Genomic DNA, 21405 nt, shown 5'->3' with positions numbered 1-21405 from the left:
GTACAGGGAATAGGGCCGGCGCCATCTTGAACGCGGAATTCGTTCGGAACCGCTTGCCATGCCCCTCGCCCTATTCGCCCTGACCATCGCCGCCTATGCCATCGGCACGACGGAATTCGTCGTCGTCGGCCTGTTGCCCACGGTCGCCGCCGATCTCGGGATCAGCCTGCCCGATGCCGGGCTGATCGTCTCCGTCTATGCCCTGGGGGTGACCTTCGGCGCCCCCGTGCTCACCGCCCTGAGCGGGCGTGCCCCGCGCAAGGCCCTGCTGCTGGGCCTGATGGCGCTTTTCGTCGCCGGCAATACGGCGGCGGCGCTCAGCCCCGGTTTTGAAACCCTGCTGGTCGCGCGCGTGCTGTCGGCCTTTGCCCATGGCGTGTTCTTTTCCGTCGGCTCGACCATTGCCGCCGACCTCGTCGCGCCGGACCGCCGGGCGACGGCGATCGCCTTGATGTTCATGGGGCTGACCGTCGCCATCGTCACCGGCGTGCCGCTCGGCACCTGGATCGGCCAGGCCTTCGGCTGGCGGTCGACCTTCTGGGCGGTGACGGGGCTCGGCCTCGTCGCCTTCGCCGGGATCGCCGCGCTGCTGCCGCGCCACCTGGCGGCGCCCCCGGCGGCACCGCTCCGCGAACAGATCCGGGTTCTCGGCAGCGGCCGGCTGCTGCTGGTCTACGGCATGACCGCGCTCGGCTATGGCGGCACCTTCGTCGCCTTCACCTATCTCTCGCCCATCCTGCAACAGGTGACCGGTTTCGGCGAAGGCGCCGTCAGCCTCATCCTGGTGCTCTACGGCCTTGCCATCGCGGCGGGCAATATCGCCGGCGGGCGCATCGCCGACCGCGACCCGGTGCGCGCCCTGACCCTGCTGTTCGTCGTCCAGGCGGCGGTATTGCTGCTGTTCACCTTCACGGCGGTGTCGCCGGTCCCGGCCCTCGTCACCCTGGCGGCGCTCGGCTTCCTGTCCTTCGCCAATGTCCCGGGCTTGCAGATCTATGTCGTGCAGCTGGCGAAACGGCATCGGCCGGGTGCGGTCGACGTCGCCTCCGCCTTCAATATCGCCGCCTTCAACCTCGGCATCGCGGTCGGGGCCTGGGTCGGCGGGCGGGTGGTGGACAGTGCGCTCGGCCTCGGGTTGACGCCGGCGGTGGGCGCCCTGCTCGTCGCCCTCGCCCTTGGCCTGACGCTGTGGAGCGGCCGCCTGGACCGGCGGGCCGCCTGACGGGAACCGTCTCAGGACCGCAAATCGCGCTGGGCCAGCCCCAGCGCGACCGCGCCGAACAGGGCCAAGGCCGATCCCCAGAGCCCGGCCGACACCGTCCCCAGCGCATCGGTCACCGCGCCCGACAGCACCGGCCCCAGGCTTTGCCCGAGACCGAAGGCGATGGTGAAGGCGCCGATCCCGGCGGTGATGGCGGCGGGCGGCAGGTTGCGGCGGACGAATTGGGTGGTGGTGGCGACCACGGTCATGATCGCACTGCCGAAGCAGAGGCCGGACAGCACCAGGGCCAGCGGCCCCCCGACCAGCAGGGGCAGCAGGGCACCGAGGCCGGTGACCGCATTCATCCCGGCGAAGCCGAACCCATGGCGCAGGCGCGCCAGCAGCCCCGACCACAGGAAGGGCGAAAGCAGCATGCCCGCCCCGATCGCCAGCCAGAAGCCGACCTGGAAGCCGAGCCCCGCCCCCTGCCCGCGCACGAAGGCGAACATGAAGGTCATATAGGCGATATAGCCCGCCCCGAAGCAGAAATAGCCCGCCAGCATGGGCAGCATGGGCAGGAGCCGGGCGCGGCCGCCGGCGAGCGTCGCCTGGCCGCCGCCGGCCCGTTTCGCCGCGGCCAGGGCCGCGATCATGGGCAGGCAGAGCAGGGCGAGCGCCACCCAGGCCCATTGCCAGCCGCCCCGCCCGAGCGACAGCAGCACAGGCACGATCAGGCCCGACAGGATGATCCCGAGCCCCGGCCCGGCATAGAAGATCCCGAGCAGCAGGATCCCGCGCCGGCCGTGGCGCTGGGCGATGCCGGCGGCGAGCACGCCGCCGCCGACGAAGGCGAAGGCCCCGCCGAGGCCGGACAGCAGCCGCGCCCCGTTCAGCAGCACGGCATCCCGGACCAGGGCGCAGGCCAGCACGCCCAGGGCGCAGGCGACCGCCCCCGCCACCGTCATGCCGAAGGCGCCGCGCGCCACGATCGCCCGGGGCGCGACCAGGGCGCCCAGCAGATAGCCGATGGCATTGCTGGCGTTCAGCCAGCCGGCCAGGGCATAGCTCCAGCCGAGATCGTCGCGCATGTCGGGCAGGATCAGGGCATAGGCGAAGCGCGAGACGCCCAGGGCAATGGCGGAAGCCATGGCCAGCGCCAGCACCAGGCGCAGGTCATGCGCGAATGCCGCCGTGCCGGGCACCGCTGCCGGTGTCGTGCCGCCCATCCCGAACCCCCGTGCCGGGCCGGGGTCGATGCCGCCGGCCGCTCGTTCATCGGGCAACAAGGTCGGCCGGAACGCAGGGCACGGCAAGGCCCGGGGCCATTCGCCAGCCGCGGGGGCCTATGCGCCGGCGACGGCGGCGGCGGCCCGCAGATAGGCGACGACGGCCGGGCGATGCCCGGTCAGGCCCTTGTAGGCCAGGGTTTCGGGCGGCATGGCGTCCAGGGCATCGGCCAGGATCGCGGCCCGCGCCGGCTCGGCCGCGACCGCATCCAGCCGGCACTGATAGGTGCGGATGGTGAAGAGGATGGCGCCCGTCACCGGCAGGCGGCGCAGGGTCTGGCGTTCCGAGCGCAGGAACATCCGCCCCCCCGCATCGCCGGCGGAAAGCGGCGGGTCCAGCGGCCGGTTGCCGTGGGCCGAGGGCTGGAACAGGGCCGGATCGTCGTGGATCGACCAATTGGTGCGCCAGACCGGCCGATCCGCCTTCAGCAGGGCGAAGAACCGGTCCATCGCCCCGGCCAGCTTGTCCTCATAGGCGGGGACCGGGCCGTGGATGGCGCTGAGCGGCCGGCCCAGCTTGTCCGCCAGGGCCCAGCGCGAGGGAAAGCACAGCGAGGCGGCGACCAGGCGGTAAGGCTCCCCCTCGGCGGCCGATGCCATGAGGCAGAGATCTTCCTGCACCAGGCGCCCCGCCCGGTCCAGCGGGTGCAGGCCAAGGTCGCGGAGCGCGACCCGGCGGCCGGTTTCCCGCTCGATCATCGCCTCGTCGTCGCCCTCGACCGTGAAACGCTCGCCGTAGCGCCGGGGCAGGTGTCCGACCAGCAGCGCCAGAACCTCCGCCCCCATGGCCTCCGACCCCGGCAGGGCCCCGAAGACGGCCTCGTGGCGATCGGTCAGCAGGCGCTGCTTCTCGGCCATTTCGGCGGCGTAATGGCCGTCGATCTGGATCCAGTCGCCAAGGTCGAGGCCGGCCAGCCCCATCTGGATGCGATAGGGCCCGGACGAGAAGGGAACATAGGGAATCAAGGGAACCCCCGCACGAAGAACGCCGGCGCGACGGCAAACAGTGATCGGGCCAGCCTCTTACACTTCGGGGACAAAAGGCAACGGGGGTGTCAAAAGGAAGCGGGCGCCGAGCGGTTTCCCGCGCGGCGCCCGCCCTGGGCCGTGAAGACCGGCTTGCTTACTTCGGCTTGTAGATCTGGTCGAAGACGCCGCCGTCGCCGAAGTGTTCCTTCTGGGCCTTGCGCCAGCCGCCGAAGGCCGCATCGTCGATGGTGACGAGTTCGAGGCTCGGGAAGGCGTCCTTATACTTCGCCGCCACTTCCGGGTCGCGCGGACGGTAGAACCACTTGGCCGCCAGTTCCTGGCCCGCCTTCGAATAGAGGAAGTTCAGGTAGGCTTCGGCCTGCTTGCGGGTGCCGCGCTTGTCGACCACCTTGTCGACCACGGTCACCGGCGGTTCGGCCAGGATCGAGAGCGAGGGCACGACGATCTCGAACTGGTCCGCGCCCAGTTCCTTCAGCGCCAGGAAGGCTTCGTTTTCCCAGGCCAGCAGCACGTCGCCGATGCCGCGCTGGACGAAGGTGGTGGTCGAACCGCGGGCGCCCGTGTCCAGCACCGGGACATGGGCGAACAGCTTGGCGACGAATTCCTTCGCCTTTTCCGGGTCGTTGTTGTTGTGCTTCAGGGCATAGGCCCAGGCCGCCAGGTAATTCCAGCGCGCCCCACCCGAAGTCTTCGGGTTCGGCGTGATCACCTCGACGCCGTCATTCACCAGGTCGCCCCAGTCCTTGATGTTCTTCGGGTTGCCCTTGCGGACCAGGAACACGATGGTCGAGATATAGGGCGAGCTGTTGTCGGCCAGGCGCTTCTGCCAGTCCAGCGGCACCAGGCCCTTGTCGGCGATGGCGTCGATGTCGGAGGCGAGCGCCAGGGTCACCACGTCGGCCTCGAGGCCGTCGATGACCGAGCGGGCCTGCTTGCCCGAGCCGCCGTGCGAGGTCTGGATGGTCAGGGTCTCGCCGGTTTCCGCCTTGTAATAGGCGATGAAGGCTTCGTTGAAGTCCTTGTAAAGCTCGCGGGTCGGATCATACGACACGTTCAGCAGGGTGGTGTCCGCCTGCGCGACCGCCCCCGGCAGGGTGGCGGCAAGCGCCGCGATCGCCAGGGCCCCCACCGCCCGGCGCGTCCGCCCCAGCAGGGCACGGCCAAAAGTCTTGTTCTCGAACATGGTGTCCTCCGCCCCCAGCGGGGCCTCCTCGCTTGAACCAATATACAAATCACGACTCAAGCCGTCGCCTTTGTCAACGCATCTTTGTGGAAATTAAATTATAACACACTAAATACATGTTTAACACGCATGCGGTCGGGCTTCAGGGTATCGGCCAGCGTGGTCGCATCCATCACTTGCAGCAGGACATAATAGGCATCGATGAACAAAGGGCGGACGACGCAGGTCGCCTCGTCCGCGCAATCGTCGCAGCGGCGGTAATTGTTCACGGAAATGCACGACAGGGGCGCGATCGGCCCGTCGATGGCGCGCAGCACGGCGCCGATCGAAATGCTGCCGGCCGGCTTTGCCAGGCCATAGCCGCCGTTCCGTCCGCGCCGGCTGGCGACCATGCCGCCGGCCTTCAGGTCGAGCAGGATATGTTCGAGGAATTTGCGCGGCGCCCCGGTGCTTTGGGCTATGTCGTCGATGGAAACCGTCGCCTCGGCCCGGCCGGACAGAAAGATCAAGGCCTTGAAGGCATATTTGGCTTTCTGGGAGATCATGGGCGCCGCCGCGTCAGGCCGGACAGCCCCGCCGCGGCCTTACCGAACCCCGAGCACCAGGGACATGACCAGAGCCGCCGCGCCCCCGAAGGCGAGGAGACCCAGAATATTCTCGATGCGCTGCCACGGGCTGAGGCGACCATATTGCACGGCAAATTTCCGTTGAATAACTCTTATTCACAGATATATTTCAGCCGGCCGCACGAAATGTCGAGGAAATTATATTTTATACATAATTTTTATGTTCAAATATCCCACGCGAAGGCGGCAAGGCGAAACCCGTTTCGCTCAGTCCTTGGCGTCGGGGGGGGTGCGCGGGACGGGCTTTTCCGCCGGCCGCGGCGGGCGGGCATCGGCAGGCGCCGCGGCCCGGGCCACCGGCTGCCCTTTCAGGATACGGGCGAACCGCCGCACCAGGGCTGTCAGCGACAGACGCGTCGCACCGGATTGCCACATGAACATCGCAGGCCCCTCAACCCTTCGCCGGCGGACCGGCCCCGGGCATTGTCGCGTCGCGGTCGAGGCGCCGTTCCCGTGAACACGCTGTTTCCGCCCGCAAATGCGAACCAGTCGCATATACCTCGACAATGCGCCCCGGCCACGCTATATGCAAGTGCAAGCGCGTCGCAGTGACGGCGCGACAGGGCGGCGAGACAGAGGACAGGCACAGCATCATGTATGTCTGCAACTGCAATGGGCTGAACCGCCGCTCCGTGAATCAGGCCATCGCCGATGGCGCCCGCACCACCGCCGCCGTCTTTCGCGATCTGGATTGCCGCCCCCAGTGCGGCAAATGCGTGGGTGAAGTGAAAGCCCTGATCACAGCCTGCCGGCATCGCGATGCCTGCGGCAATGCCGCCGCCTGCGCCACCCAGGCGCCGCATTTCCTGGTGGCCGCGGAATAATCCCCCGCCATCGGACCGGTATCTTCAAGACGCTGCCCTCATATCGGGGGACAGCGACCCTCTCCTATTGAATTGAATCTGCGCCGGCCAAATGCAATACTTGGCTATCGATAGCGGAATTGCATTGGATAATGCGAATCCGTCGCAGAATCAAAGGAGAATTCGATGAAGGGCGACCGCACCGTCATCAAATATTTGAACGAAGTCCTGACGAACGAGCTGACGGCGGTGAATCAATACTTCCTGCATGCTCGTATTTACGAGAATTGGGGCTTCGAGAAGCTGGCCAAGCACGAATACAAAGAATCCATCGAAGAAATGAAGCACGCCGACAAGCTGATCAAGCGCGTGCTGTTGCTGGAAGGCCTGCCCAATCTTCAGGACCTGCACAAACTCGGCATCGGCGAAACCGTGCCGGAGGGGCTTTCCGCCGACCTTGCCGTCGAACAGCGCGGCCACGCCGTCCTGCTGAAGGCGATCGAGGCGTGCGAGACGGTGCATGACTATGTCTCGCGCGACCTGCTGCGCGAGATCCTGGACGATACCGAGGAACACATCGACTATCTGGAAACCCAGATCGAGCTGATCGAGAAAGTCGGCCTGCAGAACTTCCTGCAAAGCCAGATCGGCGAGCCGAGCTGACGGCCGTCGAAGGGGCCCCGCTCCGGCGGGGCCTTTGCCGTCCGGCGGCACGGGGGCGGCGGCAATTTTCATTCATGCCCTTGCGGTCTTCAAAAGCAATGTCCCCGGACGAACCCCCGGGGATTCCGCTGTCAGGGACGCGAACAGATCCGAAGGATCGACCCCACCCGTTGGGCGGCGATGGGGAAGGTGTCAATTGCAATTGACATAGCATCAGGTGTCAGATTTAGTTGACACGCGATGATCTTCCGCACAGAGACATTCGACACTTGGCTGGCTGCCCTGCGGGATCGGCGCGCCCTGGCACGCATCGGGGCGCGCATCGATCGGCTCGCCGCCGGCAACCCCGGCGATGTGGTGCCGGTCGGCGATGGCGTGTCCGAGATGCGGATCCACTATGGACCTGGGTACCGCGTCTATTACGTCCAGCGCGGACAATTGGTCATCGTCCTGCTGTGCGGCGGCGACAAGAGTTCTCAGGATCGGGATATCCGGCAAGCAAAGGCGTTGGCGGCCGGGCTGGAAGAACCATCGGCACCGCCGAAAACATCGACGTGAGGAGAACAAGATGGCCGAAAAGATCGCCCCCTACGACACTGCCGACTACCTGAAGACCGAGGCGGATATTGTCGAATATCTCGACGCCGTCATGGAAGAAGCCGGCAACGATCCCGCGTTCGTCACCCGCGCCCTTGGCACCGTTGCACGGGCCCGGAACATGAGCCAGCTGGCCCGCGATACCGGCATGAGCCGGGAAGGGCTCTACCGCGCCCTGTCGGGCGAGGGCAATCCAACGCTGGCGACCGTGATGAAGATCGCCCGCTCCCTCGGCCTGCGCCTCTCCTTCCGGCCCGCCGCCGAATAGGGTCGGGAAATGCCGGCACGGATGACGCATCGGCGATCAGCATTCATTAATAATAAAATCTAACGAGCGCCGGCCGGCAAGTCTAACGTTCGCCCTGTGTTCCCGCCGTCAAATAGACGAAGAGAAGCCCCGCAAGTCCCTGAAACCTCCCGGAATTCAGGGCCTTGCGGGGCTGGGTAAACTTGGTGGGCTGTAAAGGATTCGAACCTTTGACCTAGTGATTAAGAGTCACCCGCTCTACCAACTGAGCTAACAGCCCCGACGTTCAACGTCGCGAGGCCGGCCTTATACTAAGCATCCGGCCGCTTGTCGAGGGTCCATTTCAAAAAAATTGCAAAGCCGGGCGGGCGGCGGGTCTTCAGCCGCGGATCTTGCCGTCGGCCGGCCCGTCGGTTCCCGCCTCGGCCTTGGGGCTGCCGGGGCCGGGGGCAAGTGCTGTGCGCGACAGGGGGTCGAGTCGCATCGCCTCGCGCAGGATGGCGGAGGCGACGGGGGCGGCCGCCGAGCCGCCGCCGCCGCCGTGCTCGATGATCACGGCGCAGGCATAGCGCGGGTTGTCCACCGGGCCGTAGCCGACGAAGAGCGCATGATGGCGCTCGTGCCAGGGCTTGTCCTCTTCGCGGCGGCGGATGCCGGACAGGCGCTCGGCCCGGCTGATGCGCACCACCTGGCTGGTCCCGGTCTTGCCGCCGATCTGCATGCCGGGCTCGGTGATTCGCGACTTGAAGGCGGTGCCGGAGGGCGTGTTCATGACCCGGAACATGCCCCTGCCGATCAGATCCAGCCAGCGCTTCTCGATGTTCAGGGACGGCGCGGCCTCGGCGCTGCCGGGCGGGGCCTTGGCCAGGCGCGGCACCACCGCCCGCCCGCCGTTGACGAGGCGCGCGGTCATGGTCGCCAATTGCAGCGGCGTCGCCAGGACATAGCCCTGGCCGATGCCGGCGATCACCGTCTCGCCCTGAAGCCAGGGTTTCTTCAGCGCCTTTTCCTTCCACCCCGTGGTCGGCATCAGGCCCGGCTTCTCGCCCGGCAGTTCGATGCCCAGGCGCTCGCCCAGGCCGAACTTGCGGGAGAATTCGGCCAGCCGGTCGATGCCCAGCTTGCGGGCGACGTCGTAGAAGAAGCAGTCGCAGGATTGTTCCAGCGCCGCCTGGACGTCGACGCTGCCGTGGCCGCCCTTCTTCCAGCAATAGAACGTATGGGTGCCCAATTGCATCGAGCCGGGGCAGAACACCGAATAGCCGGGCTGGATCACCCCGGCTTCGAGCGCCGCCAGCCCGACCACCATCTTGAAGGTGGAGCCGGGCGGATATTGCCCGGCGATCGGCTTGTTGATCAGGGGATTGCGCGGGTTGCTGCGCAGCGCATTCCATTCGGTCTTGGACAGGCCGACATTGAACGGGGTCGGATCGAAGCCCGGGGTCGAGGCCATGGCCAGGACCTCGCCCGTGTGCACATCCATGACCACGGCGGCGCCGCTTTCCTCGCCCAGGCGCTGGTGGGCGAAGCGCTGCAGGTCGAGGTCCAGGGCCAGGACGACATCGGCCCCCGCCAGCCCCTCGTCCCGCGACAATTCGCGAATCATCCGGCCGAAGGCATTGACCTCGACCTGGGAAGCGCCGGCCTTGCCGCGCAGGTCCCGGTCGAAAGTACGCTCGACGCCGTTCTTGCCGATCTTGAAGCCGGGCAGTTGCAGCACCGGATCGCTGGCCTCGGCGACATCCTTTTCCGAGACGGAGGCGACATAGCCGATGACATGGGCAAGCTCGGGCCCGAAGGGATAGAAGCGGGTCTCGCCCACGTCCGGCTGGATGCCCGGCAGCTCGGGGCTGTGGACATTGACCCGGGCGAATTCTTCCCACGCCAGGTTTTCGAGCACGGTCACCGGCATGAAGGCGCGCACCCGGCCCATTTCGCGCCGCACCCGGCGCAACTGATGCTCGGGGATGGGCACGATGGCGTTGAGGCCGGCCAGCGTCGCGTCGACGTCGTCGGATTGCTCGCGAATCAGGACGACGCGGAAATTCTGCCGCCCGGTCGCCAGTTCCTTGCCGAAACGGTCGAGAATGCGGCCGCGCGCCGGCGCCAGCAGGCGCAGGTTGATACGGTTGTCCTCGGCCAGGGTCTGGTATTTGTCGCCGTCGACGACCTGGAGCTGGTACATGCGCCCGGCCAGGACGCCGAGCAGGGCCAATTGCCCGCCGGCCAGGAACAGGGCCCGGCGGGTGAACAGCTTGGCCCGGAGATTGTCGTTCTTTTCGTTGCTCACCGGAACGCCTCCAGCGACTTCAGGCCGCGCACGATCTGGCCGAACACCCAGCTTACCACCGGATAGAGCGTGATCGAGAACAGGACCTGCATGGCGAAGGGCCGCAGTTCCATCATCCGCCCGGCATGCAGCGTGCCGAGCAGCCAGCCGCAGGCCGTCGCCGCGATGGCGACCATGCCGAAGCCGAACCAAGCGATGCCGAAGGTGCGCGCGGTGAAGACCCGGCGCTCGTGGGCGACAAATTGCTGCACCCCGAGCAGGACCAGGGTGCCGAGCCCGATCGGCGCCCCCGACAAGGTGTCCTGCAGCAGCCCGATGATGAAGACCGCGGGCGGCGGCAGGAGATGGGGCTGAAAGATGGTCCAGAAATAGACCAGCATCAGGGTCAGCGCCGGCCCGGCCGAATCGATGCCGCTGATGCCCGAGGGCGCCACCCCGATCAGCACGCAGACGAGGCCGACGAGCGGCGGCACCAGCATGACCAGGCTGGCCAGCAGGCGGCGGGACCAGGGTTCGGTCACGGCCGGGCCTATTGGCCGCCGGCGGCCGGTTTCGCCGCCGGGACCGGCGCGGCGGCGACAGGGGCCGCAGCGGCCGGCGCCGCGGCAACGGGCGCGGGCGGCGCATTCAGGGCCGGCAGCGGCGCGCCCGCGGGCGGCACCGGATCGGGGATCACCCCCGGCTCGGCGTCGTATTCGACGATCTTGATGAAGTCGAGCTTGTCGAAGCGGACCCAGGGCCGCACGCGGACGATGCCGTTGGCGACCGTCTCGACCGCGCCGACCGGCAGGCCGGGCGGGAACATGCCGCCGATGCCCGAGGTCACCACCCGGTCCCCCGGATGGACGCGGATCCCCGCCGGGAGATAGGAAAGCCGCGGCAGGGCCGAATTGTCGCCCTCGAGAACGCCGCGCGCCCCCGCCCCCTCGAGGGCGACGGGGACCCGGCTGTTCAGGTCGGTGAGCAGCAGCAGGCGCGACGACAGCACCCCCGCCGCCAGCACCCGGCCGACGACGCCGGTGCCCGACAGGCCGATCTGCCCGGCCTTCACGCCCGCATCGCTGCCGGCATCGACGACGACGGTGCGGACGAAAGGCCCGCCACCCTCGGCGATGATGCGGGCGGTGACGAAACGCGCCTCCGGCTCGGCCCGGACATGGAGCAATTCGCGATAGGTGGCATTCTCGATCGCCAGGCGCCGCGCGGTCGAGGCCCAGGCGCGCAGGCGCTCGTTCTCTTCGCGCAGCGCCCGGTTCTCGGCATTCAGGTTGAACCAGCCGTCAACCGTGGCCACCCCCTGCTTCAAGGTCGAGAGCGGCTGCGCGGCAATGTCGAGCACCGGCGCCATCAGGTCGACGACGACGGCGCGCCCGCGCTCGATGAACAGGGAATCGACCTTGCCCAGGATGATCAGGCCGGCGGACAGCACCAGCAGCGCCAAAAAGGCGAAGCGCTGCGCCAGCACTTTCACCGGTGCCGTGAAGATATTGGCCCTGGGCTGTGGCTGACGCACGACCTGCCCCCGTCGAAGACCCTGAGTCGGTCTCGGGAATGCCTGTGGACGATCTGAAATTAGTAAGCCTGCGTCAGGACATGGCGCAAGTTCTTCATGTCCTCCAGCGCCCGCCCGGTGCCTTTGGCGACACAGGTCAGCGGATCGTCGGCGATCGAGACCGGCAGGCCGGTGGCATGGCGCAACACCAGGTCGAGATTGCCGAGCAGGGCACCACCGCCGGTCAGCACGATCCCCTTGTCGACGATATCGGCGGCAAGTTCGGGCGCCGTATGCTCGAGGGCGACCTTCACCGCCTCGACGATGGCGGAAACCGGTTCGGCCAGGCTTTCGGAAATCTGGCGCTGGCTGATGATCAATTCCTTGGGCACGCCGTTCATCAGGTCGCGGCCCTTGATCTCCATGGTCATGCCGTGGCCGTCTTCCGGCGGGCAGGCGGAGCCGATTTCCTTCTTGATCCGCTCGGCCGAGGCTTCGCCGACCAGGAGGTTATGGTTGCGGCGGATATAGGCGATGATCGCCTCGTCCATCTTGTCGCCGCCGACGCGGACCGAGCGGGAATAGACGATGCCGCCGAGCGAGAGCACGGCCACTTCCGTGGTGCCGCCGCCGATGTCGACCACCATGCTGCCGGTCGGCTCGGTCACCGGCAGGTTGGCGCCGATCGCCGCCGCCATCGGCTCCTCGATCAGGTAGACCTTGCGGGCGCCGGCGCTTTCCGCCGATTCCTGGATCGCGCGGCGCTCGACCGCGGTCGAGCCCGACGGCACGCAGACCACGATCTGCGGCGAGGCGAAGGAGCGGCGGTTATGAACCTTGCGGATGAAATGCTTGATCATTTCTTCCGCCACTTCGAAGTCGGCGATGACGCCATCGCGCAAGGGGCGGATCGCCTCGATATTGCCGGGGGTGCGGCCCAGCATCATCTTGGCTTCGTCGCCGACCGCCAGCACCTGCTTCTTGCCGCGGTTGCTGACCATGGCGACGACGGAGGGCTCGTTCAGGACGATGCCGCGACCCTTCACATAGACGAGCGTATTGGCGGTACCAAGGTCGATTGCCATGTCGGCGGACAAAACGCCGAGCATCTTCGAAAACATCGAAAGTGCACTCCGGTGGGGGGCGGGGAAATGCGCATGGGAGCCCGCCGCCTAGCTTGCGCCCTTGTTTAAAGACTCATGCGCCGCGGCTCAACGCCGAATCTTGCGTTGCCGCACCATTGGCTACCGCGACCCGGCGGCCAAGGACGCCTCAGAGCGGAATATAAGGATCGAGCAGGGCGAGCGCCACCGGCACCGCCCCCGCCACCGCGGCGGTTTCGACGGATTCGCCGCGGGAATGGAGGTAGGTCACCCAATTGGTCATCATCAGCCACAGCGCCCGGGCCAGCCCCTCCGCATCCGGCGGCACCAGGCGGTCGCCCTGGTGCGCAGGCCGCAGCCAGCCGGCCAATTGCCCGCGCATCGCCCCGACCACATCGGTCTGGAGGCCGAGAAAGGCGGCCGCCACCCGCTCGTCCCGGCGCAGGATCGCGGTCTGGTCGGGAAAGAAGAAGCGGTATTCGGTCAGGATTTCGGCCACCGCGACCAATTGCCGGCGCAGCAGCGCCAGCCCCGTATCCTTGAACGGCGAGTCGATGAAAAGGCCGCGCACCCGCGCCTCGACCCGCTGGAACAGGTACCAGAGCACGTCTTCCCGATGGCGGAAGTGGTAGTAGAGACTGCCCGTCGAAATGCCGCAGGCCTCGGCGATCGCATTGGTGGTGACCGGCGTATAGCCCTGGGCATTGAACAGGCCGAGCGCCACCTGCGCCACCCGGTCGCGGGTGATGGCGGAGCGGCGCTGCCGCGGCCGGCGCGCCCCGCCGGAACTGGCCAGGGTCATCCCAAGCGTCCTCACAAGATTGTCATTAGCGATGAGAGTAACGCGTCGAAAGCCGAAGGCAATTCCGGTTCTGAGAATCGGCACCCCTGAAACGGGGGGTCGGAGATGGGAGAGTCAGAGCCAGCCGCGCCACTTGATGAACAGATAGGGCGCGACGCCCGAGACCACCATGGCCAGAAGGGCGAGCGGATAGCCCCAGGGCCAGCCCAATTCCGGCATGGCCTGGAAATTCATGCCGTAGATCGTGCCGATCAGGGTGGGCGGCAGGAATATGGTGGCGGCGATCGACATCACCTTGTTGATCGCGGTCTGGCGCATGGAAATCGTGCCCATGGTGGCATCGAGCAGGATCTGCACCCGGGACAGGGTATGGTCCGCCGTCCGTTCGAGGCCGGCGAGGTCGCGGTCCATCAGGTCGATGCGGCGTAATTGCTCGGCCGAGAAGGCGTGGTGCGACAGGTCGGCCAGGAATTCCGGCAGGGGGTCGAGCCAGCCGATGGCATAGAGCATGACCGCCACCCGGTCGCCCAGCTTGCCGACCTGGCGCAGGATCACCTGCAGGTGCCGGTCCAGCCGGCGGCCCTGGCCGGTCAGGCTGCCGGTCGCGGTGAAGACCCGGCGCGACAGGGGCGCCAGTTCCCGCCCGGTCTGTTCGAGAAGATCGGCCATATGGTCGATTGCCGCTTCGAGCAGGCCGACCAGCATATCCTCGCCCGAGATCAATTCGCCCGGGTCGCGCTCCACCAGGTCGTCGGCGAACTGGCGGAAGGCGTTCGGCTCGCCCTCGCGGAGCGTGATCAGCAGGTCCTCGGTCAGGATGAAGGCGGCGGGCTGGACCGAGAACTGGCCCATGCCGTCCAGTTCGATCACCGGCAGGATCAGGCGCAGGCGCTGGCCCCGGCGGCGGAAGCGCTGGCTGGCGGCGATGTCGCGCATCGCCGCGGCCGAGGGCAGCGTCAGGCCGGTCCAGGCTTCCACCTGCTGCCGGTCCGCCGCCGAGGGCGCGACCATGTCGATCCAGATCAGGCCCGGCGGCCGTTCCGCCCCGGGCACGAGGCCGAGCGGCACCACGGCGCCGTCGACCGGGGCATAGGCGGTGACCCGGCGGCGCGGCGGCTCGGTGGTATCGGGATGAGGGGCGGGCGTATCCATGGCCGGATTGTGCCCTGCCGCCGCGGCTCAGAGAAGGCCGCGCGCGGAAAGATCGGCTTCGAGCCCGGCCGGCCCCTTGAAATGATGGACCTGGAAGCCGGCCTCTGCCGCCGCGGCGACATTGGCGGCCAGGTCGTCGATGAACAGGCTCTGCCCGGGCAGGAGGCCGAAGCGCCGGATGGCGAGATCGAAGATCGCCGGATCGGGCTTGGCCAGTTTCTCGATGCCGGAGACGAGAATATCCCGGAAGCGGGCAAGGAAGGGGAATTGCGCCAGCCCCTCGGCCCATTTGTCGGCCGGGTAGTTGGTGATGGCGTAAAGCGGCACGCCCCGGGCGTCGAGCCGTTCGAGCAGGGCGACGGTGCCCGCGATCGGGCCGGCGAACATGGCCGGCCATTCCCGTTCCCAGGCTTCGATCAGGCCGGCCTTGTCGGGATGGCGCGCCGCGAGGCTGCGGACATTCTCGACCATGGGGACGCCCGCATCGCAGCGGGTGTGCCAGGCCATGGTGCAGACGGAGGAGAGGAACTCTTCCATCGCCGCGACATCGGCACCGAAGTGCCGGCGGTAGAGATAGCGCGGGTCCCAGTCGATCAGGACCTTGCCGAGATCGAAGACGACCGCGGACAAGGTACTGCGCCCGGGCGCCGGACTCAGCCCTGGCGGGCCTTGTAGCGGCGCTGGGTCTTGTTGATGACGTAGACGCGGCCGCGGCGGCGGATCACGCGGCAGTCACGGTGACGGGTCTTCAGCGACTTCAGCGAATTGACGATCTTCATGACAACCAACCCGGCCCCGGGGGCCCTGAAACGAGACGGGCGCCCCAAAGGCGCCGCAAAGTGAGGGCGGACCATACTGATGCGCCCCCCTTCTGTCAACGTCGCAGCTTGCATCCGCGCCCGCCCTATGGGCCCATAGCCACCCCATAAGAATAATGAGGAGCGGCGAGAGGATGAGCGAGCGTCACGAGGACGGACAGATCACGACGACCCTGCTGGACGGCGGCGTCTTCGCCATCTGCATCGACCGGGCGGAGAAGCGGAACGGCTTCACCCCGAAGATGCTGATCGAACTGGCCGACGCCTATACCGCCTTCGAGGAGCGGGACGATGCTCGCGTCGCCCTGCTGCATGCGGCGGGCGGCCATTTCACCGGCGGCCTGGACCTGCCGAAGATGGCGGCCTATCAGCAAAGCGGCGAGGCCCTGTTCCCGGCCGACAAGGTCGATCCCCTGGGCCTGCACGGCCGGCGCGCCTCGAAACCGGTGGTGGTCGCGACCGCCGGCATCTGCTTTACCATCGGCATCGAACTGATTCTCGCCGCCGATGTCGCGGTCGCCGCCAGCGACAGCCGCTTCGCCCAATTGGAAGTGAAGCGCGGCATCATGGCCTATGGCGGCGCCACCATCCGCATGGCCCAGCGCGCCGGCTGGGGCAATGCCATGAAGCTGATCCTGACCGGCGACGATTTCGACGCCGAAACCGCCAAGGCCTATGGCTTCGTGCAGGAGATCGTGCCCGCAGGCGAGGAATATGCGGCAGCCCTGGCGATCGCCCGCCGCATCGCGGCCCAGGCGCCGCTGGCCGTGCAGGCCAGCCTCGCCAATGCCCGCCTCGCCCTGATGGAAGGGCCGAAGGCGGCGATCGGCGACCTCTCCGCAATCACCGCCCGCCTCGCCGCGACCGAAGATGCGGCGGAAGGCGTCGCCTCGTTCCGGGAGAAGCGCCCGCCCGCCTATCGCGGGCGTTGAGCCGGGATCGGGGCCCTCTCGTTAATCACTTGTTCAGCAGAAACTGGGAAATTATTGCCGAGGGGGCCGCGGCCCCCACCTCGTCCGGTCGCGCGCCGGCGGGGCCGGGCAGACTTTCACCGGGGACGCCATGAACGAGTTGCTGACGCGATTGAGGGCGCTGGGCCTGCGCCGCCTGCTGGCGCTGGGCGGCGTGACCGTGGCCGTGGTCGCCTTCCTCGCCTTTGCCGCCAACCGTATGACGGCACCGTCCTATGCCTTGCTCTACGGCGACCTCGCCCTCGCCGACTCAGGCCAGATCGTCCAGAAGCTGGAGGAACTGAAGGTCCCCTACCAATTGTCCGCCGACGGCACCCGCATCATGGTGCCCGAGGACCAGGTCGCCCGCCTGCGCATGACCATGGCCGAAAGCGGCATGCCCGCCGGCGGCTCCATGGGCTACGAGATCTTCGACCGCGGCGATGCCATCGGCACCACCAGCTTCGTCCAGAACATCAACCATCTCCGCGCGCTCGAGGGCGAGATCGCCCGCTCCATCGGCTCGATCGACCGGATCGCCGCCGCCCGCGTCCACCTCGTGCTGCCGCAGCGCCAGCTCTTCGCCCGCGAGACCGAGCCGCCCTCCGCCTCGATCGTCCTGAAGCTGCGCTCGGGCAGCCTGGACGGCGCCCAGGTCCGCGCCATCCAGCAATTGACCGCCGCCGCCGTGCCCGGCCTGAAGCCGGAGCGGGTCTCGATCGTCGACGACCGGGGCAACCTGCTGGCCGCCGGCAACGGCGATGCGCTGGCCGCCGATCCGGCCCAGGCCGCCGCCACCAAGACCCGGGAATACGAAGCGCGCCTGCGCCGCTCGCTCGAACAATTGATCGCGTCGTCGGTCGGGGCCGACAAGGTCCGCGCCGAGGTGACGGCCGAACTCGACTACGACCGCGTCACCACCCAGACCGAAACCTATGATCCGGACGGCCAGGTGGTGCGCTCCACCCAGACCGTCACCGACCGCTCGCGCAACACCGAGGGCGGCAACGGCCCGGTCACCGTCCAGGGCAACCTGCCGGGCGGCCAGAACCAGGGCGGCGGCGCCGGCCAGTCCTCCTCCGCCGACCGCAGCGAGGAGACGACCAACTACGAAATCTCCCGCACCCAGCAGACCACGATGCAGGAAGGCGGCCGGGTGAAGCGGATTTCCGTCGCCATCCTGGTCGACGGCACCTATCAGGCCCAGGCCGACGGCAGCCGCAGCTACCAGCCGCGCAGCCAGCAGGAACTGGAACAGCTGGAAACCCTGGTCAAATCCGCCATCGGCTTCGACCAGCAGCGCGGCGACCAGGTCCGCGTCGTCAACCTGCCCTTCGTCGACACCAGCCTGCCGGCGGACGGCGGCACGGGCGACGCCGGCTTCCTCGGCATGACCAAGGCCGACTATTTCAAGATCGGCGAGATCGCGATCCTCGGCCTCGTTGCCCTGCTGCTCACCCTCTTCGTCATCCGGCCGCTGGTCGCCCGCCTGCTGGGCCCGGTGCCGGGGGCGACCCCGGCGCTGGCCGGCGCCGGCGCCCTGGCGGGAATGCCGGGGGCCATGCCCGGCCAGGCCGCCCTGCCCGGCCCGGACGGCCGCCCGATGCTGGCCGGCCCGGCCGGCGCCGCCACGGCCGAGGACGAGTTCGAGCAGATGGTCGACATCGCCAATATCGAGGGCCGGGTGAAGGCGTCGAGCCTGAAGAAGGTCGGCGAGATCGTCCAGCGCCACCCGGAAGAGGCGATCGCGATCATGCGCAACTGGATGTATCGGGAGCAGTGACATGGCCGCCAAGGACGACACCCGCCCCCTGAGCGGCCCCGAGAAGGCCGCCGTTCTCATGCTCGCGCTCGGCGAGGATCACGGCGCGCCCCTGTGGCGCCTGATGGACGACGACGAGATCAAGGAAATCTCGTCCGCCATGGCGACGCTCGGCCGGATCAACGCCAATATGGTCGAGCGCGTGTTCATCGAATTCGCCTCGCAGATGACCACGTCCGGCAACCTGATCGGTTCCTTCGAATCGACGGAACGCCTGCTGTCCAAGTCGCTGCCCGGCGACCGCGTCACCCAGATCATGGAAGAGATCCGCGGCCCCGCCGGCCGCACCATGTGGGACAAGCTCGGCAATGTGAACGAGCAGGTCCTGGCCGCCTACCTGAAGAACGAATATCCCCAGACCGTCGCCGTCGTCCTGTCCAAGATCAAGCCGGAACACGCCGCCCGCGTGCTCGCCAACCTGCCCGAGGATTTCGCCCTCGAAGTCGTCAACCGCATGCTGCGCATGGAATCGGTGCAGAAGGAAGTGCTGGACAAGGTCGAGCAGACGCTGCGCACCGAATTCATGTCGAACCTCGCCCGCACGGCCCGGCGCGACGCCCACGAACTGATCGCCGAGATCTTCAACAACCTGGACCGCGGCACCGAGGCGAAATTCATCACCGCCCTGGAGGAGCGCAACCGCGAGAGTGCCGACAAGATCAAGGCGCTGATGTTCACCTTCGAGGACTTGCAGAAGCTCGACCCGAACGGCGTGCAGGTGCTGATGCGCGCGATCGAGAAGAGCCGCCTTGCGCTGGCCCTCAAGGGCGCGTCGGACACGCTGCGCGACATGTTCTTCTCCAACATGTCGGAACGCGCGGCCAAGCTGCTGCGCGAGGAGATGGAGCAGATGGGGCCGGTCCGGCTGCGCGACGTCGACGAGGCGCAGATGCAGATGGTGCAGAGCGCCAAGGAACTCGCCGCCCAGGGTCAGATCGTCCTTGCCGAGAACAAGGGCGACGACGAGCTGATCTATTGAGCCGGGGAAGACGCGCATGAACCGGGACCCGGTGAAATTCACCTTCGACACGGATTTCAATCCCAATCCGGCGCGGCCGAAGAAGACCGCGGCCCCGCCGCCGCCGACCTTCAGCCTGGACGACCTGAACGCCGCCCGCGCCGCCGCCCATGCCGAGGGGATGGCCGCCGGCCGCGCCGAACAGGCGGCCGACAACGACGCCCGCCTGGCCGAGGCGGAGGAGCGGCTGGGGGCGGCGCTTTCGGCCCTGCGCGACCAGCTGGCCGCATCGGAAGCGCGGCTGCGCGCCGATGCCGCCAGCCTTGGCCATGCCGTCGCCCGGCGCCTGTGCGAGGCCCTGACCGCGCGCCTGCCGCTGGCCGAGATGGACGCCATGGTCGCCGACTGCCTGACCGACCTCAAGGACGAGCCGCGCGTGGTGATCCATGTCGCCGACAGCCTGCTGGACGAGGCCCGCGCCCGTTTCCTGGCCCAGGCGGAGGCCCGGGCCTTCCCCGGCCAGGTGGTGGTGCTGGGCGATGCGCAGCTCGCCCCCGGCGACGTCAACATCGAATGGACCAACGGCGGCATCCTGCGGGATGGCGCCGCCCTGGCCGAGGCGGTCGCCTCGGCCGTCGACCGCTATGTCACCGCCCAACAGCGCTGAGACCGCCAGGATCCCGCCATGCCCGCCGACCGCGACCTGAACTTCGAGGAACTGCAAGCCGCCCAGGGCCAGACGGCCGAGGACGGCGAGATCACCCGCGCCGCCCAGGACCTCGAAGCCGTGTTCGACATCCCGGTCTCGGTCTCCGCCGTGCTCGGCAAGTCCCGGCTCCAGGTCAGCCAGTTGCTGCGCATCGGCAAGGGCGCGGTGATCGAGCTGGACCGCAAGGTGGGCGAGGCGATCGACATCTATGTGAACAACAGGCTGGTGGCGCGCGGCGAGGTGGTGGTGGTCGAGGACCGTCTCGGCATCACCATGACCGAGATCATCAAGGGCGACCGGCGCTGAGGAGTATCGGAACATGCGGTTGATGATTGTCGGTTCCCTGTCCGGTGAATTCGGCGCCGCCTCGAAGATCGCGATGCAGCGGGGCGCCAAGGTGGCGCATGCGGATTCGGTCGAAGGGGCCCTGAACGCGCTGCGTGCCGGGCGCGGCGCCGATCTCCTGATGGTCGACGTCCGCCTCGATATCGCCAGCCTGATCCAGGCCCTGGCCGCCGAGCACATCCATGTCCCCGTCGTCGCCTGCGGCATCGGCTCCGACACCCGCGCCGCGGTCCAGGCCATCCGCGCCGGGGCCAAGGAATATGTCCCCCTGCCGCCGGAACCGGAATTGATCGCCGCCGTGCTCGAAGCCGTGGCCGAGGAAAGCCACAATCTCCTCTACCGCGACCCCGCCATGGCGGAAGTGGTGCGCCTGGCCGAACAGGTGGCGCCCAGCGAAGCCTCGATCCTGATCACCGGCGAAAGCGGCACCGGCAAGGAAGTGATGGCCCGCTTCGTCCACCGCAAGAGCCGGCGGGCCAATGCACCCTTCGTCTCGGTGAATTGCGCGGCGATCCCGGAAAACCTGCTGGAAAGCGAATTGTTCGGCCATGAGAAGGGCGCCTTCACCGGCGCCGTGGCCCGGCGCATCGGCAAGTTCGAGGAAGCGAACGGCGGCACCCTGCTGCTCGACGAAATCTCGGAAATGGACGTGCGGCTCCAGGCGAAGCTGCTGCGCGCGATCCAGGAGCGCGAGATCGACCGGGTGGGCGGCACCAAGCCGGTGAAGGTGGACATCAGGGTCATCGCCACCTCGAACCGCGACCTCGCGGAAGAGGTTAAGAAGGGCAGCTTCCGCGAAGACCTGCTGTTCCGCCTGAACGTCGTCAACCTGAAGCTGCCGCCCTTGCGCCGGCGCCCGGCCGACGTCCTGCTGCTGGCCGACCATTTCGCCCGCAAATATGCGGAACTGAACGCGACCGGCCCCAAGGTGATCTCGGACGATGCCCGCAAGGTCCTGGTCGGTTACAGCTGGCGGGGCAATGTGCGCGAGCTGGAGAACACCATGCACCGCGCCGTGCTGCTGTCGCCCGGCACCACCATCGAGCCCGCGGCCGTGGTCCTGCCCGACGGCTCGCGCCCGGCCGACATGGCGCCGGTCGCCGCCGGTCCCGTCGCCTCGCTGGCCGCCGCGGCCGGGGCCGGGGCCGGTCCCCGCGGCCTGGTCGGGCGCACGGTCGCCGACGTCGAGCGCGACCTGATCCTGGACACCCTGGACCATTGCCTGGGCAACCGCACCCATGCCGCCAATATCCTCGGCATCTCGATCCGCACCCTGCGCAACAAGCTGAAGCAATATACCGACGAGGGCGTGACCGTGCCCCTGCCGGGCGAAGCGCGCCAGGGCGTCTGACGGCACGGGCGGGCAAG

General features: G+C 67.9%; 24 protein-coding genes and 1 tRNA gene. 11 read left to right on the top strand and 14 right to left on the bottom strand.

Annotated elements, in window-relative coordinates; translation table 11 throughout:
- Nucleotides 1-58: 58 nt before the first annotated feature.
- Nucleotides 59-1222 (top strand): MFS transporter, encoded by a 1164-nt coding sequence (locus tag DKG75_RS07605; RefSeq protein ID WP_109920487.1) that lies wholly within the window; start codon nt 59-61, stop codon nt 1220-1222.
- Between the two features lie 11 nt (nt 1223-1233).
- On the opposite strand, the gene DKG75_RS07600 is transcribed toward DKG75_RS07605, so the two are convergent.
- The 5 genes from DKG75_RS07600 to DKG75_RS22955 all read right to left on the bottom strand — a co-directional run bounded on the left by DKG75_RS07600 (nt 1234) and on the right by DKG75_RS22955 (nt 5667).
- Nucleotides 1234-2427, bottom strand: a complete 1194-nt coding sequence (locus tag DKG75_RS07600; protein WP_109920486.1) for a YbfB/YjiJ family MFS transporter — start codon at nt 2425-2427, stop codon at nt 1234-1236.
- A 117-nt stretch (nt 2428-2544) separates the two neighbouring features.
- On the bottom strand, nt 2545-3453 hold the full coding sequence (locus tag DKG75_RS07595) for a heme-dependent oxidative N-demethylase family protein (protein ID WP_243746516.1): 909 nt from the start codon (nt 3451-3453) through the stop codon (nt 2545-2547).
- 157 nt (nt 3454-3610) lie between these two features.
- Nucleotides 3611-4660, bottom strand: a complete 1050-nt coding sequence (locus DKG75_RS07590) for a sulfate ABC transporter substrate-binding protein (protein ID WP_109920485.1) — start codon at nt 4658-4660, stop codon at nt 3611-3613.
- Between the two features lie 98 nt (nt 4661-4758).
- Nucleotides 4759-5205 carry an RrF2 family transcriptional regulator gene (locus DKG75_RS07585; RefSeq protein ID WP_109920484.1) on the bottom strand — a complete coding sequence of 149 codons (447 nt, stop codon included), beginning with the start codon at nt 5203-5205 and terminating at the stop codon, nt 4759-4761.
- A gap of 288 nt (nt 5206-5493) precedes the next feature.
- Nucleotides 5494-5667, bottom strand: a complete 174-nt coding sequence (locus DKG75_RS22955) for a hypothetical protein (protein ID WP_166646459.1) — start codon at nt 5665-5667, stop codon at nt 5494-5496.
- 125 nt (nt 5668-5792) lie between these two features.
- Between DKG75_RS22955 and DKG75_RS07580 the strand changes: the two genes are divergently transcribed.
- The 4 genes from DKG75_RS07580 to DKG75_RS07565 all read left to right on the top strand — a co-directional run bounded on the left by DKG75_RS07580 (nt 5793) and on the right by DKG75_RS07565 (nt 7617).
- Nucleotides 5793-6110, top strand: a complete 318-nt coding sequence (locus tag DKG75_RS07580; RefSeq protein WP_342352180.1) for a (2Fe-2S)-binding protein — start codon at nt 5793-5795, stop codon at nt 6108-6110.
- Nucleotides 6111-6275: 165 nt separating this feature from the next.
- Complete coding sequence (gene bfr, locus DKG75_RS07575; RefSeq protein WP_109920482.1) at nt 6276-6752, top strand: bacterioferritin; 477 nt, start codon at nt 6276-6278, stop codon at nt 6750-6752.
- A gap of 240 nt (nt 6753-6992) precedes the next feature.
- Nucleotides 6993-7310: a type II toxin-antitoxin system RelE/ParE family toxin gene (locus DKG75_RS07570; RefSeq protein WP_109920481.1), complete on the top strand. Its 318-nt coding sequence runs from the start codon at nt 6993-6995 to the stop codon at nt 7308-7310.
- A gap of 10 nt (nt 7311-7320) precedes the next feature.
- Nucleotides 7321-7617: an addiction module antidote protein gene (locus DKG75_RS07565; protein WP_109920480.1), complete on the top strand. Its 297-nt coding sequence runs from the start codon at nt 7321-7323 to the stop codon at nt 7615-7617.
- Nucleotides 7618-7800: 183 nt separating this feature from the next.
- On the opposite strand, the gene DKG75_RS07560 is transcribed toward DKG75_RS07565, so the two are convergent.
- From DKG75_RS07560 to ykgO, 9 genes are all read right to left on the bottom strand, one after another.
- Nucleotides 7801-7876, bottom strand: a tRNA-Lys gene (locus DKG75_RS07560).
- A gap of 99 nt (nt 7877-7975) precedes the next feature.
- The gene (mrdA, locus tag DKG75_RS07555) at nt 7976-9886 is read right to left on the bottom strand and encodes a penicillin-binding protein 2 (protein ID WP_109920479.1); all 1911 of its coding nucleotides are present in this window, start codon (nt 9884-9886) and stop codon (nt 7976-7978) included.
- Entirely contained in the window at nt 9883-10407 is a 525-nt protein-coding gene (gene mreD, locus DKG75_RS07550; protein ID WP_109920478.1) for a rod shape-determining protein MreD, read from the bottom strand. Before mreD ends, mrdA begins: the two co-directional genes overlap by 4 nt.
- Nucleotides 10408-10415: 8 nt before the next feature.
- Nucleotides 10416-11399 (bottom strand): rod shape-determining protein MreC, encoded by a 984-nt coding sequence (gene mreC, locus DKG75_RS07545; RefSeq protein WP_133636920.1) that lies wholly within the window; start codon nt 11397-11399, stop codon nt 10416-10418.
- Nucleotides 11400-11458: 59 nt separating this feature from the next.
- Nucleotides 11459-12499 carry a rod shape-determining protein gene (locus DKG75_RS07540; protein ID WP_109920476.1) on the bottom strand — a complete coding sequence of 347 codons (1041 nt, stop codon included), beginning with the start codon at nt 12497-12499 and terminating at the stop codon, nt 11459-11461.
- A 151-nt stretch (nt 12500-12650) separates the two neighbouring features.
- Nucleotides 12651-13283: a TetR/AcrR family transcriptional regulator gene (locus DKG75_RS07535; protein ID WP_109920475.1), complete on the bottom strand. Its 633-nt coding sequence runs from the start codon at nt 13281-13283 to the stop codon at nt 12651-12653.
- A gap of 114 nt (nt 13284-13397) precedes the next feature.
- Nucleotides 13398-14435, bottom strand: coding sequence for a CorA family divalent cation transporter (locus DKG75_RS07530; RefSeq protein WP_109920474.1), 1038 nt, complete (start codon nt 14433-14435; stop codon nt 13398-13400).
- Nucleotides 14436-14462: 27 nt separating this feature from the next.
- A complete protein-coding gene (locus DKG75_RS07525; protein ID WP_208112048.1) occupies nt 14463-15065 on the bottom strand; it encodes an HAD family hydrolase in 603 nt (200 codons plus the stop codon).
- Between the two features lie 23 nt (nt 15066-15088).
- A complete protein-coding gene (gene ykgO / locus DKG75_RS07520; RefSeq protein ID WP_109920473.1) occupies nt 15089-15214 on the bottom strand; it encodes a type B 50S ribosomal protein L36 in 126 nt (41 codons plus the stop codon).
- Nucleotides 15215-15387: 173 nt separating this feature from the next.
- Between ykgO and DKG75_RS07515 the strand changes: the two genes are divergently transcribed.
- The 6 genes from DKG75_RS07515 (at nt 15388) to flbD (ending at nt 21388) form a co-directional block, all read left to right on the top strand.
- The gene (locus DKG75_RS07515; RefSeq protein WP_109920472.1) at nt 15388-16185 is read left to right on the top strand and encodes a crotonase/enoyl-CoA hydratase family protein; all 798 of its coding nucleotides are present in this window, start codon (nt 15388-15390) and stop codon (nt 16183-16185) included.
- Between the two features lie 130 nt (nt 16186-16315).
- Entirely contained in the window at nt 16316-17986 is a 1671-nt protein-coding gene (gene fliF / locus DKG75_RS07510; protein ID WP_109920471.1) for a flagellar basal-body MS-ring/collar protein FliF, read from the top strand.
- Between the two features lies 1 nt (nt 17987).
- Nucleotides 17988-19004: a flagellar motor switch protein FliG gene (gene fliG / locus DKG75_RS07505; RefSeq protein WP_109920470.1), complete on the top strand. Its 1017-nt coding sequence runs from the start codon at nt 17988-17990 to the stop codon at nt 19002-19004.
- A gap of 16 nt (nt 19005-19020) precedes the next feature.
- On the top strand, nt 19021-19650 hold the full coding sequence (locus DKG75_RS07500) for a FliH/SctL family protein (RefSeq protein WP_109920469.1): 630 nt from the start codon (nt 19021-19023) through the stop codon (nt 19648-19650).
- Nucleotides 19651-19668: 18 nt separating this feature from the next.
- Nucleotides 19669-19998, top strand: a complete 330-nt coding sequence (gene fliN / locus DKG75_RS07495) for a flagellar motor switch protein FliN (protein WP_109920468.1) — start codon at nt 19669-19671, stop codon at nt 19996-19998.
- 13 nt (nt 19999-20011) lie between these two features.
- Complete coding sequence (gene flbD, locus DKG75_RS07490; protein WP_109920467.1) at nt 20012-21388, top strand: sigma-54-dependent transcriptional regulator FlbD; 1377 nt, start codon at nt 20012-20014, stop codon at nt 21386-21388.
- The last annotated feature ends 17 nt before the right edge of the window (nt 21389-21405 follow it).

Origin of the sequence: Zavarzinia compransoris, from assembly GCF_003173055.1 — a bacterium.
Lineage (GTDB): Bacteria > Pseudomonadota > Alphaproteobacteria > Zavarziniales > Zavarziniaceae > Zavarzinia > Zavarzinia compransoris.
This window is presented reverse-complemented; position numbering and strand designations above follow the sequence as displayed.

Coding starts and splice junctions, on each gene's coding strand:
- bfr (WP_109920482.1), top strand. CDS start 6,276: ATGAAGGGCGACCGCACCGTCATCAAATATTTGAACGAAGTCCTGACG.
- DKG75_RS07585 (WP_109920484.1), bottom strand. CDS start 5,205: ATGATCTCCCAGAAAGCCAAATATGCCTTCAAGGCCTTGATCTTTCTG.
- DKG75_RS07580 (WP_342352180.1), top strand. CDS start 5,793: ATGCGCCCCGGCCACGCTATATGCAAGTGCAAGCGCGTCGCAGTGACG.
- DKG75_RS07600 (WP_109920486.1), bottom strand. CDS start 2,427: ATGGGCGGCACGACACCGGCAGCGGTGCCCGGCACGGCGGCATTCGCG.
- DKG75_RS07590 (WP_109920485.1), bottom strand. CDS start 4,660: ATGTTCGAGAACAAGACTTTTGGCCGTGCCCTGCTGGGGCGGACGCGC.
- DKG75_RS07515 (WP_109920472.1), top strand. CDS start 15,388: ATGAGCGAGCGTCACGAGGACGGACAGATCACGACGACCCTGCTGGAC.
- fliG (WP_109920470.1), top strand. CDS start 17,988: ATGGCCGCCAAGGACGACACCCGCCCCCTGAGCGGCCCCGAGAAGGCC.
- DKG75_RS22955 (WP_166646459.1), bottom strand. CDS start 5,667: ATGTTCATGTGGCAATCCGGTGCGACGCGTCTGTCGCTGACAGCCCTG.
- DKG75_RS07500 (WP_109920469.1), top strand. CDS start 19,021: ATGAACCGGGACCCGGTGAAATTCACCTTCGACACGGATTTCAATCCC.
- DKG75_RS07605 (WP_109920487.1), top strand. CDS start 59: ATGCCCCTCGCCCTATTCGCCCTGACCATCGCCGCCTATGCCATCGGC.
- flbD (WP_109920467.1), top strand. CDS start 20,012: ATGCGGTTGATGATTGTCGGTTCCCTGTCCGGTGAATTCGGCGCCGCC.
- DKG75_RS07540 (WP_109920476.1), bottom strand. CDS start 12,499: ATGTTTTCGAAGATGCTCGGCGTTTTGTCCGCCGACATGGCAATCGAC.
- DKG75_RS07530 (WP_109920474.1), bottom strand. CDS start 14,435: ATGGATACGCCCGCCCCTCATCCCGATACCACCGAGCCGCCGCGCCGC.
- DKG75_RS07565 (WP_109920480.1), top strand. CDS start 7,321: ATGGCCGAAAAGATCGCCCCCTACGACACTGCCGACTACCTGAAGACC.
- fliF (WP_109920471.1), top strand. CDS start 16,316: ATGAACGAGTTGCTGACGCGATTGAGGGCGCTGGGCCTGCGCCGCCTG.
- ykgO (WP_109920473.1), bottom strand. CDS start 15,214: ATGAAGATCGTCAATTCGCTGAAGTCGCTGAAGACCCGTCACCGTGAC.
- DKG75_RS07570 (WP_109920481.1), top strand. CDS start 6,993: ATGATCTTCCGCACAGAGACATTCGACACTTGGCTGGCTGCCCTGCGG.
- fliN (WP_109920468.1), top strand. CDS start 19,669: ATGCCCGCCGACCGCGACCTGAACTTCGAGGAACTGCAAGCCGCCCAG.
- DKG75_RS07535 (WP_109920475.1), bottom strand. CDS start 13,283: ATGACCCTGGCCAGTTCCGGCGGGGCGCGCCGGCCGCGGCAGCGCCGC.